A 17,781-nucleotide genomic window follows, 5' to 3' on the forward strand; every position below is an offset into this window, starting at 1 on the left:
GTCAGGCGCTCGCGGTCGGCACCGGCACCGCGGCCAGCACCTCGGCCACGATTCCGTCGGTGCTGCGCAGGTTGAGCTCGGCCTCGGCGGTGCGGATCAGGCGGTGGCCCAGCACCGGCACGGCCACGTCCTTGATGTCGTCCGGGGTGACATAGCTGCGGCCGTCGATCGCGGCGATCGCCCGAGCCGCCCGGACCAGCGCGATGCTGCCCCGGACGCTGGCGCCGTAGCGCAGGGCGGCGTGGTCGCGGGTGGCTTCGGAGAGGCGTACGGCGTAGTCGGCCACCGCCGGGTCGACGTGCTGTCCGCGTACCTCATCGATCGCCTTCCGCAGCGCGGCCGTGTCGACGACCGCCGAGAGGTCGTCGGCGCTCGCGCCCGCCGCGCTGCCCAGCACCACGCCCACCTCGGACTCGCGGTCGGGATAGCCCACCGACAGCCGCATCAGGAAGCGGTCGAGCTGGGCCTCGGGCAGGCGGTAGGTGCCTTCCAGCTCGATCGGGTTCTGGGTGGCGACGACCAGGAACGGGCGCGGCACCTCGTGCGACTCGCCGTCCACCGTGACCCGCCGCTCCTCCAGCACCTCGAGCAGCGCCGACTGGGTCTTGGGGGTGCCGCGGTTGATCTCGTCGGCCACCACCACGTTGGCGAACACCGCGCCCGGGTGGAAGGCGAACGTCTCCTCCCGCTGGCGGTAGACGGTCACCCCGGTGATGTCGCTGGGCAGCAGGTCGGGGGTGAACTGGATCCGGCTCCACTTGCCGCCGATGCTGCGCGCCATCGCCCGGGCCAGCGTGGTCTTGCCCAGGCCGGGAACGTCCTCGATGAGCAGGTGCCCCTCGGCCAGCAGCCCGGCCACGGCCAGCCGGACCAGCTCGTCCTTGCCCTTGATGACCTCACGGACGTTGGCCGAGATCGCCGCGGCGATCTCGGCGGCGCTCGCCGCTACCACGACGAGAGGCGGTTGGAGGAGACGCCGTTGACGGTCGCCCAGATCGTTCCGCCCGAACCGTTGTACGCGAAACGGTCGTCCACCATCAGATAGCCCTTCTCATTCGTCGTCAGCTTGACGCCGTTGAATCTTCCCCACCTCGACGAGTAGATGTCGATGTCCATGCTGGAGTTGGGCGGGAAACCTCGGATCTCGGTCTTGATCCAGGCGCAGTCGGGCCGATTGCAGTCGGGGCTGTGTGTGGTCCCCCCGCCCCGCGACACCCTCACCGATCTCGACGTGGCGGCGGCCGGCAGCAGCACCCTCGTCGAGGCGGCCGTCCCGCGCCCGGCCGCGTTCTGCGCCGCCACCGTGATCTTGTAATTCTTGGCCCGGGTCAGCCCGCTGAGCGTGGTCGACCGGGTGTTCCGGCCGACCGTGCGGCTGCCGCTCGACCCGCCCGACCAGGTCACCCGATAACCGGTGACGGCCGAGCCGTTCTCCTTCGCCGCCCCCCAGGACACCCGGATGTTCCCGCCGGACACCGTGGCCCGCAGCCCCGGCGGCAGGCCCGGTGGTGACGGCGGGTTGGTGGTGGTCGTCCTCTGCGGCGTCGGCCGGTTCGGCGGTGGGTCGGCCGGCGCCTGGTTCTGCGTCCGCCCGGTCGGACGGTTCGGCGGCGTCGTCGTGGTGCCCTGGTTGCGCGGCCGGTTGGCGGACTGCTGCGTCGGCCCGTTCACCGTCGGGCCGGGGTTGGCCGGCGGGGTCGTCTCGCCCGGCGGCGGCACCGGCCGCCGGTCGTCCTTGCCGGCCGGGGCGGGCGGCGTCACCTTGTCGAGCCGGCCGCGGTCGCCGACCACGTACACCTGGTCGCCCTGGCTGCCCTCGACGTACACCCGCTGGTCCTCGCCGCGGGACAGCCGGGTCGTCTGCTTGTCCTTCGGCAGGAGGCCCTCACGCTGCTGCCGGCCGTCCCGGTCGAACGTGCGGACCGATTTGCCCTGGTTGTCGAGCAGGACCACCGCGTCGCGCCCCGCGACCGGCGTCTCGTACTTGCCCGGCGGCAGCGTCACCGAGATGTCGGCCGACACCCGGCCCTGGCCGAGGCCGGTGGCGTCGACGATGTGCATCTGACTGGCGCCCGGATCGAGCACGGCCACCCGGCCGGACATGTCAGCCGTCGCGATCTTGGCGTCGGCGGGCAGGTCGCGGCCGATCCGGACCGGGCGGCCCAGCCCGTTGCCGTCGACCGGGGTGAACGTGTCGGCGTCGGTGTCCACGAAGACGGCCTGCTTGCCGACCACGGTCAGCGAGCCGGCGTGTCCGGCCGGCGCGCTCGCCCGGCAATCCACCTGCTCCGCCTCCGGCGTCAGCAGACACAGCCCGTTCGAGTCGCGGTGCTGAAGCCACAGGGTGCCGTCCGGGGTGACCACGGGGGTGCCGAGCGGACCGCCGGGACCGGCCGGGATGGTGACCGGGTCGTCGCCACCGAAGCGGACGATCCGCCCCTGCTCCGGATAGACGTAGTAGGGGCCGCCCTTGGCCTCCAGCGCCACCGGCTCCTCGCCGTTAGCCGGGGCCTGCAGCTTGTAGCCCTCTTCGACCTCGAGCGTGGACTTGCCGAAGCGCACGGCGCGGTTGCCGCCGAGCACGTACCCGGCCGTGTCGCCCTGGACCACCTGGGTGTCTTCGGAGTCCATGCCTTCCGCCCGGAACTTGGCGTCCACCGCGCCGTTGCCGTTCACGTGGAAGACCGTGTTCTCCTTGGGCTGGGCGATCCAGTGCCCGAGCTGGGCGAACCGGAGGCCGCCGGAGGAGGCGGAGGCGTCGGTGACGGCCGCGGTCACCCCGGCCGCCACGACGAGGGCGAGCAGGATCAGCGGCAGGCGCCCACCACGGCGCGGCCGCAACACGCGAAGAAGTCGGCTCGTCACTCTCGCGAGCATAGAAGAAGGTGTACATGATCGGTCCATTACGGATACATCACGGTCAATCACCGGTCGTGGGCAACGACAACTCGAAGATCGCCCCGCCCCGGTCGGCGTTGAAGACCCGCAGCGTGCCACCGTGCGACTGGGCCACCCAGCGCACGATGGCCAGACCCAGCCCGTTCGACCCGCCGTGGCTCTTGAACCGCTCGAACGTCTCCTTGGCCATCGCCGGATCGATGCCCGGACCCTGGTCGGCCACGATCACCCGGCCACCGGCCACGGTCACCTGGACGACCGCCGGCTTGCCCTCGACCCGGCCGTGCCGCAGCGCGTTCTCCAGCAGGTTGCCCACCGCCCGCTGCATCAGGCCCGCGTCGGCCCGCACCTTGGTCGGCGCCGTGGTCACCGTGACCGTGGCCTCGCCGGTCGGCGTCTCCTCGACCACGGCCGCGACCAGCTGGTCCAGCCACACCGGCTCGATCACCATCGGCTCCACACCGGCCGCCAGCCGGGCGCGCATCAGCACCCCCTCGACGATGGTGCCCATCCGGCGGGCCAGCTCGACCGTCCGGGGCAGCAGCTCGGCGCGGTCCTGCGGGTTGGCCACCGCGGCCTCGGCCAGGGCGCGCAGGGCCGCGGTGGGCGTACGCAGATCGTGCGCGGTGTCGGCCAGCAACGCCTCCTGCTGCTCCAGGGCCACCGCGGCCGGCCGGATCGCCCGGGTCGCCAGCAGGAACGACGCGACCCCGACGCCGCCCAGCAGCAGGATGCCGCCGCCGAGCAGATAGAGGGTCAGCTCCCGGTGCTCGGCCAGCTCGGCCGACGGGTCCCACATGGCGACCACGGCGCCGGCATACTTGCCGGTCTTGAAGCGGAACGGCTCGGCGTACACCCGGATCAGCCGGCCGTCGACGGTCTCGTAGCCCGTCTGGATCCGGCCGGTCGCCACCGCCGCCCGGGCCAGGCGCTGCATGACCTCGTCGGGCACCGGCACACAGTCGCGCTCGCTCCGGAAGGCGGTGAACGTCTCGGTGGGACCGGGCAGCACCGCGAACTCCGGGCAGTTCTCGCTCAGCGGGTCATCGGGCAGCGACTGGGTGTCGACCGTGCCGTCCTCGTTGTCGTGCACCAGCCGCGACACGCTGCCGGTGACCCGGCTGAGCAGGCCGTCCATCCGGATCTCGCGCAGCTCGGTGTCCGACCGGACCAGCAACGCGGCGCAGATCAGATAGCCCACCGCGCAGATCAGCGTCACCCACAGGGCGAGCCGGCCGGGCAGCCCGCGCAACTGGTCCAGCACCGACGCGCCGGTCACGGGGCGTCACCCCCGATCCGATAACCCCGCCCGCGTACGGTGTGCAGCAGCTCCGGCTCGCCGAGCTTCCCGCGCAGCCGCTTGATCACCACGTCGACCACGTTCGACATCGGGTCGGCGTTGGCGTCCCAGCAGTGCTCGATCAGATCGGTCCGGCTCACCGCCGACCCGGCCCGGCTCATCAGGAACTCCAGGACGGCGTACTCCTTGCTGGTCAGCCCGAGCAGGACACCGGCCCGGCGCACCTGCCGGCGGGCCGAGTCGAGCTCCAGGTCGGCGTGCCGCAGCACCGACGGCCGGCCCGAGCCCCCACGGCGGCACAGGGTCAGCACCCGGGCCGTCATCTCGGCCACCGCGAACGGCTTGACCAGATAGTCGTCGCCACCGTGCTCGAAGCCCGCCACCAGGTCGGCGATCGTGTCCCGGGCGGTCAGGAACAGCACCGGGACGGCCCACCCCTCCTGCCGCCGCCGGTGCACGTAGTTGATCGCGTCACCGTCCGGCAGCATCCGGTCGAACACGACGCAGTCCGTTCCCTGGCGCGAGAGGATCTCGTCCGCGGCGGCGATGTCCCCCGCCTGCGCCACCTCCAGACCGGCCCCGGCCAGCTCGGTCGTCACCGCCAGCCGCAGGTCGTCGTCGTCCTCGACCACCATCACCCGCACCCGCCGCGCCTCCCCTGGGATGTGTCATCGGAACTTCATGCGCGCCGGCGGATGGTAGCCCCATGCTGTTTCGCATCCTCGGTCCGATCGAGCTGCACACGCCCGCGGCGGTGCATCAGCTCGGCGCGGGCAAACCGGCGACCGTGCTGGCCACGCTGCTGCAGCAGCCTAACGCGTGGGTCACGGTGGATCAGCTCGCCGAGGCGACCTGGCCGGGAGCGGCCATGCCCGCGTCGGCGTCGGCCAACCTGAAGACGTACGTGTGGCAGCTCCGCCGCCTGCTGCCCGATCTGGACGGTGCCGGCCGCATCGACCGCCGCGCCGACGCCTACCGGCTGCGGGTCGCCCCCGGCGAGGTGGACGCCGACCGGGCCCGCTCGCTCGGCGCCTCCGCCCTCGCCGCTCCGCCGCCGGCCCGGCTCCCGCTGCTCCGCGAGGCGCTGTCGCTGTGGCGCGGCCGCCCCTACTGCGGTGTCGAGCCGGCGGCGTCGGCGGCGCTCGCCCTGACCGAGCTGCGGCTCGAGCTGAGCGAACAGCTCGCCGAGGTGCAGCTCGAGCTGGGCGACCACACCAACGCGGTGGGTACGCTGCGCGAAGTCACGTCCGAGGCCCCGCTCCGCGAACCGGCCTGGGCGCTGCTGGTCCGCGCGCTGACCGCCGCCGGCCAGCGGACCGAGGCGCTGCTGGCCGCCCGCCGCGCCGCCGAGATCCTGCGGAGCGAGCTCGGCGTGACACCGGGCCCGGTCCTGGCCGCGGCGTCCCACTCGCTCGCCCCGCCCCTGACCGACGTCTCACCCCGACGCGAACTGCCGCGCGACGTGCGCCTGATCGGCCGGGCGCCGGAGATCGCCCACATCCGCCGGGCCGCGACCGCCCCCGCCCCCCTCGTCCTGCTCACCGGCCCACCCGGCATCGGCAAGACCGCCCTGGCCGTGCATGCTGCCCACCAGCTGGCCCCGAACTTCCCCGACGGCCAGTTCTTCATCCACATGCGACAGCCGGCCGGCGCCCTGCTCGACCGGCTGCTCCGCGGCCTCGGCCTGTCCCGCCTCCGGATCCCGCCCGACCTCGACGAGCGGGCCTCCCTGTGGCGCTCGTCGGTGGCCGGCCGGCGCATCCTGCTGGTCCTCGACGACGCCCTGACCAGGGACCAGGTGTGGCCGCTGCTCCCCGCCACACCGGGCAGCCTGACCCTGGTCACGGCCCGATCCCTGGCCGGCCACCTCGACGGCGCCACCCGCATCCCGCTGCATCCGCTCAGCCCCACGGCGGCGAAGTCGCTCTACGCGGCGGCGTCGGCCACCCACCCGAATCCGGCCGGGATCGCGGCCGGGCGGGGCAACCCGGGCGCGCTGCTGCTCGCGGCGACCGCCCCGGCGATGCAGCGGAGGGCGGCGGTATGACAACGGCCCGTTTTGTGGTGACGGCGGCCCGCCGTCCGGCCGCACCTGAGCCGCCGGCTCCCGCCGCGCCCGAAACTGCCACGCGGTCGGCTCCTGCCACACTCGGAGCTGCCACGTCGCCGCCTCCGGCAACGCTCGGAGCTGCCACGTCGCCGGCCGCCCCGTCCACAGGAGCGACTGCTCCGCCGCGCCTGTGGACAGCCGACGAAAATCGTCGTACCCCGCGGCTACCTTCCGGCCCACCCAGTGACCCGGGCGGGGGAGGCGGCGGCCGCCAAGATCGACTTCTTTCGCCGTCGCCACAGGACCGCACGGACCCACGCGACTGGACGCTGCCACGCGACCACACGGCACCCCTGGACCGGGCGACCCCGCGGAATCGCACGACGCCACGTGACCTGCCGGCCACACGCGAGCGCGTGACGACACCGGCGCCCGAGGCGACGGCCGGCGCTCGGCGGCTGGCTGCGTTGCCGGTGTTGCGGATCGCCGCGTGGCAGGTCGCGTTCGTGCTCGCCTTCGTCGCCACGGGACAGGGTCCGGCCGGCGCCGTCGCCTTCGGCACGCTGGCCGCGCTCACGCTTGGGCTGAGCGCCGGCCGGATGCGCGGCGAGTGGCTCTCCACGGTCGCCGTCCGGTGGCTGGCCTTCGCGGCCCGGTCGAAGGAGTGGCCCGGCGAGCACCTGCCGCTCCCCCGGGACTCCACGCTCACCTCGGCCGGCGTGCTCGTCTCAGCGGAAGGCATGACGGTCGTCGTGCGTACATCTGAATTCGCCTTTCCCACCCTCGAAGCCGGCGCCGATCTGCAGCTGATCGGTCATCGCGGCCCGCGTCAAGCGGGGCCGGGCGCCTGGCTCGCGATCACCGTGCGCCGCGATGCCGAGACCGCCACGGACGAGCAGCTGCGCGTTCCGCTCGACAACGTGGTCCGGCGGGTGCGCAAGGAGTTCGCGCTGCTGACGGGGCGGGAGGTCGAGGCGGCCGTGCGCGGGCTGGCGCATGCCGGGCCGTCGCGGGAGACCTGGCGGCACTGGCGGTCGGGGTCGATCACCCAGATCACGTTCCGCCTGGCGAACGGCAGCCTCGCCGTGATGGAACGGCTGCTCGCGGAGGGGCGGGAGGCCGCGGTCACGGTCGCGTTGCGGCCGGACGGCACCGGGGTCGTCCGGGTCGCCGCCCCCGAAGCCCGGGCCGCGGAACGCGCCGCGCGCCGGATGACCGAAGTCACAAGCCTGGAAAGGCTGGACGGGCGGCACGGACCCGCCGTCCTCGCCTCGCTGCCGATCGGAGGACTGCTCTGATGACCGTCCACGTCATGCCCCACGCCGGAATCGACGCGGCGCTGGCCACGGCCACCCGTGAGGTGCTGGTGGCGCTCGACCGGAGCGCGCCGCTGCGGCGGGCCGACCACGACAACCTGCGGCGCGGTGTGCGCTACCGGATTCTGCTGCCGGACGCGGTGCGGGACAACCCCGTGCTGGCGTTGCGGTTGGGACGGCTCGCTCCGGCTGGGGCCGAGGTACGCACGGTGCCGGTCGTTCCCACCGAAGCGACCGTTGTGGACGGTGCGCTGGCCATGCTGCCGGGGGCGATGGTGCGCCTGCCCAGCGTGGTCGGCACGGTGGTGGCGCTGTTCGAGCAGCTGTGGGCGTCGGCCGCCCCGCTGACCCCGTGCGAGGTGACCAACGGCGCCGGGCTGAACGTCCGGGAGCGCGAGCTGCTCGCGTTGCTGAGCGCGGGCTGCACCGACGAGTCGGCGGCGGCCCGCCTGGGGATCTCGGTGCGGACTGTCCGCCGGATGATGGCGGCGATCATGATCCGCCTGGGCGCCCGCAGCCGGTTCCAGGCGGGTCTCAAGGCGGCCGACCGCGGCCTGCTCGCGCGGACCGCCTGACAAGTTGCGTCGATTTCTGCGTCCTTTCTGGCATGACCCCGGAGGCCATGGGTATGCGCCCCGCGTCAGAGACGGATGAAAGGACAACCATCATGTTCAAGCGTGTCGCCGCGGCCCTGGGCGTGGCCGGACTGCTGCTCCTGCAGCCCGCCGCCGCCCAGGCCGCTCCCTCCGACCAGGACACCGCCTTCCTGAAGTCGGCACACCAGTCCAACCTCGCGGAGATCGCCGGTGGCAAGCTGGCCCAGCAGAAGGGCGCCAGCCAGGAGGTCAAGGACCTCGGGGAACGCTTCGTCACCGACCACACGAAGCTCGACGCCGCCGTGCGGGAGGCCGCCGAGGCGCTCGGGGTCGACCTGCCGTCCACACCCAACTCGAAGCAGCAGGCGGTCGCCAAGCGGTACGCGGCCACGTCCGGCGACGACTTCGACGCGCTCTTCGTGTCCACCCAGATGGAAGCGCACATGGCGGCCATGGCGGCCGGGCGTACCGAGATCGCCCGCGGCAGCGACGCCCAGGCGAAGAAGGTCGCCCAGGACGCCGCTCCGGTGATCGCCTCACATCATGACGCGCTCTCCGGCGCCGCCCGTGAGCTGGGCGTTCCCGACACGATCGGCACCGGGACCGGCGGGGCGGCGGCGAGCGACTGGTTCACCGCCCCGGTCTTCGGGCTGGTCGGCGGCGGCCTGGTGCTGCTCGTCTGCGCCGCGGCCCTGCTGCTGCGGCGCCGGCCCGCCTACCGATGACCGTGAACCGGCGCCTGGCCGGCTGGACGGCTCTGGCGGCCGGACTGCTCACGGTGGCCGGCGGCGTTCGGCTCGGTGTCGAGTCGAGCCGTCCGCCGGCCGCCGTGGGCCCACCTCCGGCGCTACGACTGAGCACGCCGTCGGAGGCCGCGCCCGGGCCTGTTTCCGGGCCCGTTCCCGGGAACAGGTCCGGAAAGAGTGCACCGGCCTGGGCGGTGCCCACCCGGGTGACGATCGGCGCGTTGCGGGTGGACGCGCCGGTCGATCCCGCGGGGGTACGCCCGGACCGCTCGCTGGCCGTGCCCGAGGATCCCGATCGGCTGGGCTGGTGGATCGGTTCCGCGGCGCCGGGCACGCCGAAGGGCACCGTCCTGCTCGCCGGCCACGTCGACACCGCCCGGGACGGCGCCGGCGCGCTGTTCCGGCTGGAGAGGCTCAGCATGGGCGCCCGCATCGACGTCCGCGCCGGCGACCGGGTGATCACGTACCGCGCGGTGGCCCGGCGCAGCTACGTCAAACAGCGGCTGCCCGCGGATCTCTACCGGACCGACTCCTCGCCGCGGCTGGTCCTGATCACCTGCGGCGGCACCTTCCACAACGGCGTGTACAGCCACAACGTCGTGGTTTATGCGGAACCGCTGGGAACCGGCAATATGTAGAGCGTGCGGGTACTGGTCACCGAGGACGACGAGAATCTCCGGATCGCTGTCGACTCCTCGTTGCGTGTCGCCGGTTTCGCTGTGGACACCGCCGGTGACCTGCCCGAGGTCGATCTGGCCCTGAGCGTGAACGTGTACGACTGCGCGGTCTTCGACCGGATGCTGCCGACCGGCGACTCGCTCGACTACGTGGCGCGGCGCCGGCGGGACGGGTGGACCGTGCCGGTGTTGTTCCTCACCGGACGCGGCGACACCACCGACCGGGTCGAGGGCCTCGCCTGGGGCGACGACTACCTGAGCAAGCCGTTCGCGACGGCCGAGCTGGTGGTCCGGGTGCGCAAGCTGTGCCGGTGGGCGGGTGACCGCCCGGCGCCGGTCACAGTGCGGTTCGCGGGCATCGAGATCGACCCCGAGCGGTACGAGGCCAGCCGCGACGGCCGCCCGCTGACGTTGACCGCGAAGCAGTTCGTGGTCCTGGAACGTCTCGTGCGGGCGGCCGGTCGGCCGGTGCCGCGGGCCGTGCTGATCGCCGCGGCCTGGGACGAGCTGGTGCCGCCGGCCTCGAACGTGCTCGACGTGCTGGTCGCCCAGCTGCGCGGCAAGCTCGGCAAGCCGGCCGTGCTGCACACGGTGCGAGGCGTCGGCTACCTGATCCGGGCGAATTGAGCGCGCTCGGCCGCGGTCAACCGGCTGTGCATCTGGCCGCTATCGTGTGGCCGGTGAGAATTCGGTACGTGCTCAACAACGCCTACGGCGCCGGCGGAACCATTCGCACGGTCATCAATCAGGCCAACGCCCTGTGCGCCGAGCACGACGTCGAGATTGCCAGCGTGCTGCAGACCCGGGCGCAGCCGGTGTTCGCCATCGACCCGAGGGTGAACCTGGTCTCGCTGACCGGCCTGCGCGACGACGGCTCCCGCTTCACCGACCCGCCCGGCGGGAACTCGCGCTTCTGGCGCAAGACCCGTCGCCTCCGCAACTTCCTGCCGCACGGCCGGGACTACCGGTTCAAGCGCTTCGATCCGATGCTCGACCTGGCCGTGATCCGGTATTTCCGGCGCGAACGGGACGGCGTGCTCATCACCACCCGGCCAGGCCTGAACCTGCTCGCCGCCTGGGGCGCCCCGCGCCGGCTGATCCGGATCGGCCAGGACCACATGAACCTGGGCACCTACCGGCCGAGGCTGCGCAAGGAACTCGTCCGCGGCTATCCCCGGCTGGACGCGGTCGCCGTGCTGACCCAGCACGACCTGGCCGACTGGCGGGCCGCGCTGGGCGACCGGGTACGGCTCGAGCAGGTGCCCAACGGCATCCCGCCGGCCGCCGAGCCCGGTTCGTCGCCGGACGCCAAGGTGGTCGTCGCGGCCGGCCGGTTCTCCCGGCAGAAGGGCTTCGACCTGCTGGTCGAGGCGTGGGCGGCGGTGCACGCCAAACACCCCGAGTGGCGGCTGGCGATCTTCGGCAACGGCCCCGACCGCGAGAAGCTCATCGCCCGGGCCGAGGAGCTGGAGATGAGCGATTCGGTACGCATGCCCGGCATCACCCGCAAGCTCGACCAGGAGCTGGCCGCCGCCTCGATCTACGTTCTGAGCTCCCGCTTCGAGGGGCTGCCGATGGTGCTGCTGGAGGCGATGACCCAGGGGCTGCCGGCGGTCGCGTACGACTGCCCGACCGGCCCGCGGGAGGTCATCGAGGACGGCGTCAACGGCCGCCTGGTGCCCCCGGAGGACGTGGACGCCCTGGCCGCGGCGCTGTGCGAGCTGATCGAGGACCCGGAGCGGCTGCGGGCCATGGGCGCCGCGGCGTTGACGAGCAGCGAGCCGTTCTCGATGCCGTCGGTATCCGCCCACTGGGAACGTTTCTTCGCGGAACTGGCGAAAGATCGGTAGCACTCAGCTTTCATTCAGGAAGGCATGAGCCGGGCCACTGGAGCGTGTCCGAATCTTCCCCTCTGTGCTGACCCCGATAGGAGTCCCATGAGGAGAACGCTCAGCCGTCTCGGCCTCACCTGCGGCGTGATGGTGGCGGTCATCGCCCCGGTCGCCACCACCGCCTCGGCCGTCGTCGTCACCCCGTCCACCCCGCGGACCGGAAGGCTGGCGCAGGTCGGCCCGACTGCCGAACACGGCTTCCCGGCCTGGTACCGCGACAGCGACAACCTCCGCCTGGAGGCCTGCGTCACCGCGGACGACCCGCTGTGCCCGGTGCTGCTGGACGAGGTGCCGAACCCGGACGAGCCGGTCTCGTACCCGGACAACTTCCCCGGCGAGTTCTTCTACCAGCTGGCCGGCTCGACGGTGACGCTGACCAACGGCGTACGCGCGACGATCGGCATGGACCTCGAGGGCGCCTGGGCCGGCGAGGAGGTGGTCGACGGCGACCAGATGGTGTTCGGCCGGGTCCGCATCCGGTTCGCCGCGCCGGAGGGTCAGCGGTTCCGGATCACCCACCCGTACGGCATCGACGACATCGTGGCGACCGACCGGGGCGTCAACATGACCGAGGACATCGGCACCACGCCGCTCGCCTTCGGACAGGCCCTGAACAGCCGGATCGGCCCGTTCCTGAAGTGGGACCCGGCCGTGCTCCCGGCCGCCCCGGCGGGCTACACCGGTGACCCGGGCGTCGACCACAAGATCACCGGCAGCCCGTACAACACGAACTTCGTCCGGATCGAGCAGCTCGACCCGGCCACCGGCGGGGTCATCGGCCAGGTCGGCTTCAACGACCTGTTCAGCGTCCAGGGCCGGATGGCCACCAACGCCGGCGTCGACATCGACCGGGCCACGTACACCACCGACGCGGACGGCGCCGGCTTCATCGAGGTCTTCGCCACCAGCGAGCCCGGCCAGGCCGTCGAGGTCGTCAGCAACCCGGCGCTCGGCTTCCGCGGCACCCGGCTGCGCGGCGTGAACGGCCGGTACTACGGCCGCTTCCCGGTGACGAACTCGGTGCCGGACGGCGCGACCGTCGAGGTGGTGAACAACAGCGACCGGCCGGTGGCGCACAAGACGGCGAAGCTGATCGACGTCGTACGCATCACGGACGTCGAGTACAACGCCGACAACGGCCGGCTGAAGGTGGCCGCCACCTCGTCGGACGGCGACGCCAGTCCCGGCGTACTCACCGCCGACGGTTTCGGCCCGATCACCGGCTCACCGTTCACCGGCGTGCAGGCGCCCCCGCCGTCGATCACGGTGCGGTCCTCGGGCGGCGGCTCGGCCACGGCCATGCTGACCGGCACCGGGCGGCTGTTCCTGCCCGACCGTCCCGTCGCGGCGGCGACCACCGGCAACCCGGTCGTGGTCGGCCAGAACGTGCAGCTGGACGGCACCGGTTCCACGGGCCAGATCGACTCGTACGCCTGGACCCAGGTCGCCGGCCCCGAGGTGACGCTCACCGGCGCCGACCAGGCGACCGCGACGTTCGTGCCCGCCGGGGTCGGCACCTACGCCTTCACCCTGGTGGTGACCGGCCCCGGCGGCGTCAGCCCCCCGGTGACGGTGACAACGCAGGTGATCGACGTGCAGACCCCCACGGCCGACGCCGGCGTCGACCAGACCGTGGTCCGCGGCCGGGCGGTGGCCCTCGACGGCAGCCGCTCCAAGGCGGTCGAGACCTACTCGTGGCGGCAGGTGTCCGGGCCCGCGGTGACCCTGACCGGCGCGACCAGCGCCCGCCCCACCTTCACCTACCCGGTGCAGGCGCTGCCGGCAACACCCGGCCCCAACCCGGCATTCGCCTACGACAACGCGCCGGTCACCTTGGAGCTGACCGTACGCAACCCCGCCGGCATCGCCACCGACCAGGTCATCGTGCGGCCGTCCACCGACAACTTCACCGGCGGCATCACCACCCGCTACCGCACCGGCAACAACGAATGGCGGATCTCCGGCACCAACAGCCTGCTCGCCGGCCAGCGGGTGCAGGTGGTCCTGGGCAGCACGCTAACCGGCCGCACCATCGGCACGGCGGCCACGGTCGACGCCGTCGGCGCGTGGAGCGTCCGGGTCACCGGCCCGGCGCCGGGCACCATCCGCACGGTCAGCGTGGTCTCCTCGACCGGCGCGATCGCGCTGGCCCAGGCGGTAACCGTCACCAACTGACGCACTGAACGACTGAGGGGCGGGGGCATCCCCGCCCCTCATTTGTACCGCCAGGTGAGAGCTCTCGTATGACTACTCGGACTGGTGCTTTGACTGACCAATCAATTCATCGAGATGGGCGGCGAACGACGATTCGCCGATCTTCCCCGCGGCTTCGCGGCTGATCTTCAGGACGGCGACAGCTCGGTCTGGTTGTTTAGCTGCGAGCAGGACTTGTCCCAGCATGTTGCCTACTGCGGCGATGCCGTCAGGGCGTTGGAGTTGCTGGAAAGACTGGAACGAGTCGACGAGCAAAGGGAATGCGGTGTTGTAGTTTCCGCGAGCGAATTCGACTTGGGCGAGTCCCCATTGGGCTGACGCGATGTTGTCCAGGTCGCGCATGACCTCGAAGGCCTGCAATCCCTTGGTGTGTAGCGCGGCGGCTTCGTCGTAGTCGCCGCGCTGATAGAGGATGTTGGCGATCTTGCCCCAGGTGACCGCCGACCCGCGGGTGTCGCCGAGCCGCTCACACGCCGGCAGGACTTCTTCGCGGTGGATGTGCAGGGCCTCGTCATAGTCACCACGCTGGTAGAGGATGTCGGCGATCTGGCCCCGAGTGATCGCCGCCTCGCGAGTGTCGCCGAGCAGCCCGAAGACCGGCAGGGCCTCGTCGCGGTGGATGCGCAGGGCCTCGTCGTAGTCACCACGCTGGAAGAAGATGTCGGCGATCTTGCCCCAGGTGATCGCCGAGCCGCGGGTGTCGCCGAGCCGCTCGCATGCCGGTAGAGCCTCTTCGCGGTGGATGCGCAAGGCTTCGTCGTAGTCACCACGCTGGAAGAAGATGTCGGCGATCTTGCCCCAGCTGACCGCCGCCTCACGGGTGTCGCCGAGCCGCTCGTAGACCGGCAGCTGCACGTCGCGGCGGATGCGCAAGGCTTCGTCGTAGTCACCACGCTGGTAGAGGATGTCGGCGATCTGGCCCCAGGTGATCGCCGCCTCGCGGGTGTTGCCGAGCCGCTCGTAGACCGGCAGCGATTCGTCGCGATGGATGCGCAGGGCCTCGTCGTAGTCACCACGCTGGTAGAAGATGTCGGCGATCTGGCTCCAGGTCATCGCGGCCTCGCGGGTGTTGCCGAGCCGCTCGTAGACGGGTAGTTCGACTTCACGGTGGATGCGCAGGGCTTCGTCGTAGTCGCCGCGCTGATAGAGGATGTCAGCGATGGTTCCCTGGCAGCTTGCGGCTTCCGTTTCGGAGCCTGCGGCCTCGAACAGCTCGTGGGCTTGCTGGAGCAGGTGTTTTGCATTGTCCAGTTCGCCGCGGCGGATCAGGTACGTGGCATGTTCGGCCATGACGCGTGCCTGTTCGAGCGGGTCACCCTTCTGCGGATCATCGACCTGCGCCTCCCGGAGCGCCCGGGTGAACAGCTCCCCGGCGGTGCCACCGTCTCCGCTGGTGGTGGCGGCATCGGCGACCCGCCGTAGCAGGAGAACCGGCACCGGATGCTGACGCCGGTCCAGCAGGCTGATCGCCTGTTGGCCGAGCCGGAACGCGTCAGTTGCCGGGCCGGCGCGTAGTTCGTCGACGGCGGCGGCCGCGCAGGCGGCGGTGACGGCCGGGTTGTCGGCGTGCAGGGCGATCCGGGTCAGCTGCAGGTCAAGAGCCAGGTCGCGGCGGCGGTTGGCCGTGGTTCCGCCCCACGCGGTGAACAACGGGTTCACAACCGCGCCGGCCAGCTCGGCGGCCTCGGCCGCGTCAAGAGGGTCGAGACGTCCGGCCGCCAAGGCGTTGGCGGCCAGCGCCGGCCGCTGCGGATCAAAGCCGTCCGGAAACAGGTCGACCAGCCCGAGACCGACCAGCCGAGCGGCCGACCCACCCGTGCGCCCGGCCAGGACCTCGACTACCGGCTCCGGCACCGGCAGGTCGAACAGGGTCAGCTCACGCAACAACGCGCGATGGGCCGGGCCGGCCTGCTCCAGCAGCGTGTCCAGGGCCAGGTTCTCCAGGAAGGCGCGAACCTCGGCTTCCTCGGGCAGCGCACCCCGGTCGAGGTATGACTCCATACCGGCGACCGCGGCCTCGGCCCGGTCCTCGGTGACCTGATCGCTCAACACCAGACGGAGACCGATCAGATCCTGCAAGCCCGGATTGCCCCGGCTGACCTTGACCGCCCGCTCGGCCAGCTCGAACCGCTCGATCCGCTGCTTCACCGTGACCTGCGCCTGCTGCCGGTTCAGCAACTTACGCTGGGCGACCGACGACAACGGGCGCAGCGCGATCTGCTCCAGCCGATCTTCCAGACTGTTGAGGGTGAACTGGAAGCGGCTGGTCAGCAGCAGACGGCTGTCGGTCTCGGCCGGGTCGAACGCCCGCACCACCCCGGCCAGCACCGGCGCCAGCCGCGGACCGACCCGATGCGGTCCGTCCGGATCGGCCACCAAGATCCGCTCCAGATCGTCGATGATCAACAACACTGGGCGCCCACCATCGGCCGCCTGCCCACACGGTCCGCTCAGCAGGTCGGTCAGCAGTTCGCCGAGAGCCTCCGGGTGGTCACGAACCTCCGCTCGCCGGTGCTTGATCAGTTCGCGGGCTTCCGGATTCGAACGCACCGCGTCGTCGAGCACGTCCAGGATCGCGGCCGCGCTGTAATCACCGAAGACCACCGCAGGCGCGAGATCCGGACGACGATCCGCGATCCGGGCGGCCAGACTCGACTTCCCCAGCCGGCCCTGCCCATGCAGCAGCACCCCAGCCCGATCCGGCGACCGCAACGCCCGCAACGCGCGCTGCAGCTCCGGTCGGCGGCCGACGAACATGGCCGGCGCCGCGACCGGCACATGCTGTTTACGGTCCAGGAACACCTTGGTGCCATGCACCGCCGACACCCGCGACCGCCGCCCGGTCCCGCCCACCACCGGGCCACCGCCGGACGGGCCGAACCACAACCTGGCCAGATGCCAGTCCGACCGCACCCGCCGCGTCGACGACCCCAGCAACGCCCGCCGGGCATCCCCGACCGCGACGGCGAGATCCGCCTGGTTGCTGAGCTGCTGATACAGGTTCTCGGCGAAGGTGGTCGCCGCCAGATCGTCGACCGAACCATCCCAGCCGAGCACCGCCGGCACACCCGCCGAGACCAACCCGGTGGCCATCGAGTGCGCGAGCAGCTCACCAGAGTCACCACCATCGCCGGTCCCGGTCCGCCGCCCTGAACCCGCAGGCAGATGTCCAGCGGCCCCGGCCGCCGTGGCGGTCAGGCACGCCGACACGAACAGCAGCCGCGGCACCTTGGTCAGCAATCTGACCAGCTCGTCCGTGGTGGTCGGCCGGTCGTCGCCGACCTCGTCCTCCATCATCAACGCCGGCACCCCCGCCCCGCCCGGCCGCGCCGAGAAGCTGTTCACCCCATGGCAGGACAGGTGCACCACCGGCATCCCGCCCAGGTCGGCCAGCCGCCGGCCCAGCTCGACCGGGTTCCCGGTGTCCTCCACCACAAGATCAACCCGGGTGTCGTCGACCGCCTTGAGGATCGCCGCTTCCTCGGCCTCGAAGTCCAGCTCATGCTGCCGACGCGGCGACGACGCCATGAACGCCAACCCCAGCCGGAACCCATCCAGCGCCGGCGGCGGCTCCGCCACACCCAGCCGACGCACCACACAGAACCGCACGAACGCGTCCGCCGCGAGGAACCCACCACCGGGCCGGGCCAGCAACTCGAACGGCGCCCGCAACACCGCCCACGCCCGGTCCGACGGCGACCGCGGCCCCCGCACCTCGAACACCAGCGGCGACGGAGCCCGATCGACCAGAGCCGTCAGCTGTCCCTCGTCACCGTCCAGCCAGGACCACAACTCCCGGCCGAGCCCGACAAAGACATGATCATCGGCGCCCGACTGCACCGCCCGCACGTAACGCACACCAAGGTCCGACAGCAGCGCCTCGTCGGCCGCGCCCAGCACCCGCCGAGGCCCGACACTCTCCGTGCCGACCAGCACCTCGAAGCCTGCCTCGTCCACCACCAGACCGGTCACGCCACCCGCCCGCCTCTCCACCCCGCCGACAGGCACCGAACCCTGACCACGCCGATCCGGACCCACCCATCATCCGAGCACACTCCCCCAAATCGGTGAACCCGAGATCGCCGCCAACGA

Annotated in this window: 13 protein-coding genes; 8 read left to right on the plus strand and 5 right to left on the minus strand. The window is 71.9% G+C overall.

The features are described 5' to 3' along the window. Position 1: 1 nt before the first annotated feature. From AB0M54_RS14950 to AB0M54_RS14965, 4 genes are read right to left on the minus strand one after another with little or no spacing between them, the layout of a single operon-like run. Positions 2-952 carry a MoxR family ATPase gene (locus AB0M54_RS14950; RefSeq protein ID WP_364321206.1) on the minus strand — a complete coding sequence of 317 codons (951 nt, stop codon included), beginning with the start codon at positions 950-952 and terminating at the stop codon, positions 2-4. Next, on the minus strand, positions 946-2,865 hold the full coding sequence (locus AB0M54_RS14955; RefSeq protein WP_364471491.1) for a fibronectin type III domain-containing protein: 1,920 nt from the start codon (positions 2,863-2,865) through the stop codon (positions 946-948). The genes AB0M54_RS14950 and AB0M54_RS14955 overlap by 7 nt, the downstream gene beginning before the upstream one ends. Before the next feature lie 55 nt (positions 2,866-2,920). Beyond that, positions 2,921-4,177, minus strand: coding sequence for a HAMP domain-containing sensor histidine kinase (locus AB0M54_RS14960; RefSeq protein ID WP_364321200.1), 1,257 nt, complete (start codon positions 4,175-4,177; stop codon positions 2,921-2,923). Continuing rightward, positions 4,174-4,833: a response regulator transcription factor gene (locus AB0M54_RS14965; RefSeq protein WP_364321316.1), complete on the minus strand. Its 660-nt coding sequence runs from the start codon at positions 4,831-4,833 to the stop codon at positions 4,174-4,176. Before AB0M54_RS14965 ends, AB0M54_RS14960 begins: the two co-directional genes overlap by 4 nt. A gap of 71 nt (positions 4,834-4,904) precedes the next feature. Between AB0M54_RS14965 and AB0M54_RS14970 the strand changes: the two genes are divergently transcribed. The 8 genes from AB0M54_RS14970 (at position 4,905) to AB0M54_RS15005 (ending at position 13,650) form a co-directional block, all read left to right on the plus strand. Further along, a complete protein-coding gene (locus AB0M54_RS14970; protein ID WP_364471494.1) occupies positions 4,905-6,245 on the plus strand; it encodes a BTAD domain-containing putative transcriptional regulator in 1,341 nt (446 codons plus the stop codon). A gap of 419 nt (positions 6,246-6,664) precedes the next feature. Continuing rightward, the gene (locus AB0M54_RS14975) at positions 6,665-7,546 is read left to right on the plus strand and encodes a hypothetical protein (protein WP_364321194.1); all 882 of its coding nucleotides are present in this window, start codon (positions 6,665-6,667) and stop codon (positions 7,544-7,546) included. Then, the gene (locus AB0M54_RS14980; protein ID WP_364321191.1) at positions 7,546-8,139 is read left to right on the plus strand and encodes a LuxR C-terminal-related transcriptional regulator; all 594 of its coding nucleotides are present in this window, start codon (positions 7,546-7,548) and stop codon (positions 8,137-8,139) included. Before AB0M54_RS14975 ends, AB0M54_RS14980 begins: the two co-directional genes overlap by 1 nt. A 92-nt stretch (positions 8,140-8,231) precedes the next feature. After that, the gene (locus AB0M54_RS14985; RefSeq protein ID WP_364321188.1) at positions 8,232-8,885 is read left to right on the plus strand and encodes a DUF4142 domain-containing protein; all 654 of its coding nucleotides are present in this window, start codon (positions 8,232-8,234) and stop codon (positions 8,883-8,885) included. Beyond that, complete coding sequence (locus AB0M54_RS14990) at positions 8,882-9,544, plus strand: class F sortase (RefSeq protein WP_364471497.1); 663 nt, start codon at positions 8,882-8,884, stop codon at positions 9,542-9,544. Before AB0M54_RS14985 ends, AB0M54_RS14990 begins: the two co-directional genes overlap by 4 nt. Positions 9,545-9,547: 3 nt before the next feature. Continuing rightward, positions 9,548-10,210 carry a response regulator transcription factor gene (locus tag AB0M54_RS14995; RefSeq protein ID WP_364321182.1) on the plus strand — a complete coding sequence of 221 codons (663 nt, stop codon included), beginning with the start codon at positions 9,548-9,550 and terminating at the stop codon, positions 10,208-10,210. A 53-nt stretch (positions 10,211-10,263) separates the two neighbouring features. Then, positions 10,264-11,433 (plus strand): glycosyltransferase family 4 protein, encoded by a 1,170-nt coding sequence (locus AB0M54_RS15000; RefSeq protein WP_364321179.1) that lies wholly within the window; start codon positions 10,264-10,266, stop codon positions 11,431-11,433. Positions 11,434-11,520: 87 nt separating this feature from the next. After that, entirely contained in the window at positions 11,521-13,650 is a 2,130-nt protein-coding gene (locus tag AB0M54_RS15005; protein ID WP_364471500.1) for a hypothetical protein, read from the plus strand. Positions 13,651-13,722: 72 nt separating this feature from the next. On the opposite strand, the gene AB0M54_RS15010 is transcribed toward AB0M54_RS15005, so the two are convergent. After that, entirely contained in the window at positions 13,723-17,661 is a 3,939-nt protein-coding gene (locus AB0M54_RS15010) for a tetratricopeptide repeat protein (RefSeq protein WP_364471503.1), read from the minus strand. Positions 17,662-17,781: the final 120 nt, after the last annotated feature.

Source organism: Actinoplanes sp. NPDC051470 (assembly GCF_040682035.1).
Lineage (GTDB): Bacteria > Actinomycetota > Actinomycetes > Mycobacteriales > Micromonosporaceae > Actinoplanes.

Excerpts from the sequence above, each read along its gene's own strand:
- AB0M54_RS14965 (WP_364321316.1), bottom strand. The coding sequence starts at position 4,833 with ATGGTGGTCGAGGACGACGACGACCTGCGGCTGGCGGTGACGACCGAG.
- AB0M54_RS14970 (WP_364471494.1), top strand. The coding sequence starts at position 4,905 with ATGCTGTTTCGCATCCTCGGTCCGATCGAGCTGCACACGCCCGCGGCG.
- AB0M54_RS14980 (WP_364321191.1), top strand. The coding sequence starts at position 7,546 with ATGACCGTCCACGTCATGCCCCACGCCGGAATCGACGCGGCGCTGGCC.
- AB0M54_RS14985 (WP_364321188.1), top strand. The coding sequence starts at position 8,232 with ATGTTCAAGCGTGTCGCCGCGGCCCTGGGCGTGGCCGGACTGCTGCTC.
- AB0M54_RS14990 (WP_364471497.1), top strand. The coding sequence starts at position 8,882 with ATGACCGTGAACCGGCGCCTGGCCGGCTGGACGGCTCTGGCGGCCGGA.
- AB0M54_RS15005 (WP_364471500.1), top strand. The coding sequence starts at position 11,521 with ATGAGGAGAACGCTCAGCCGTCTCGGCCTCACCTGCGGCGTGATGGTG.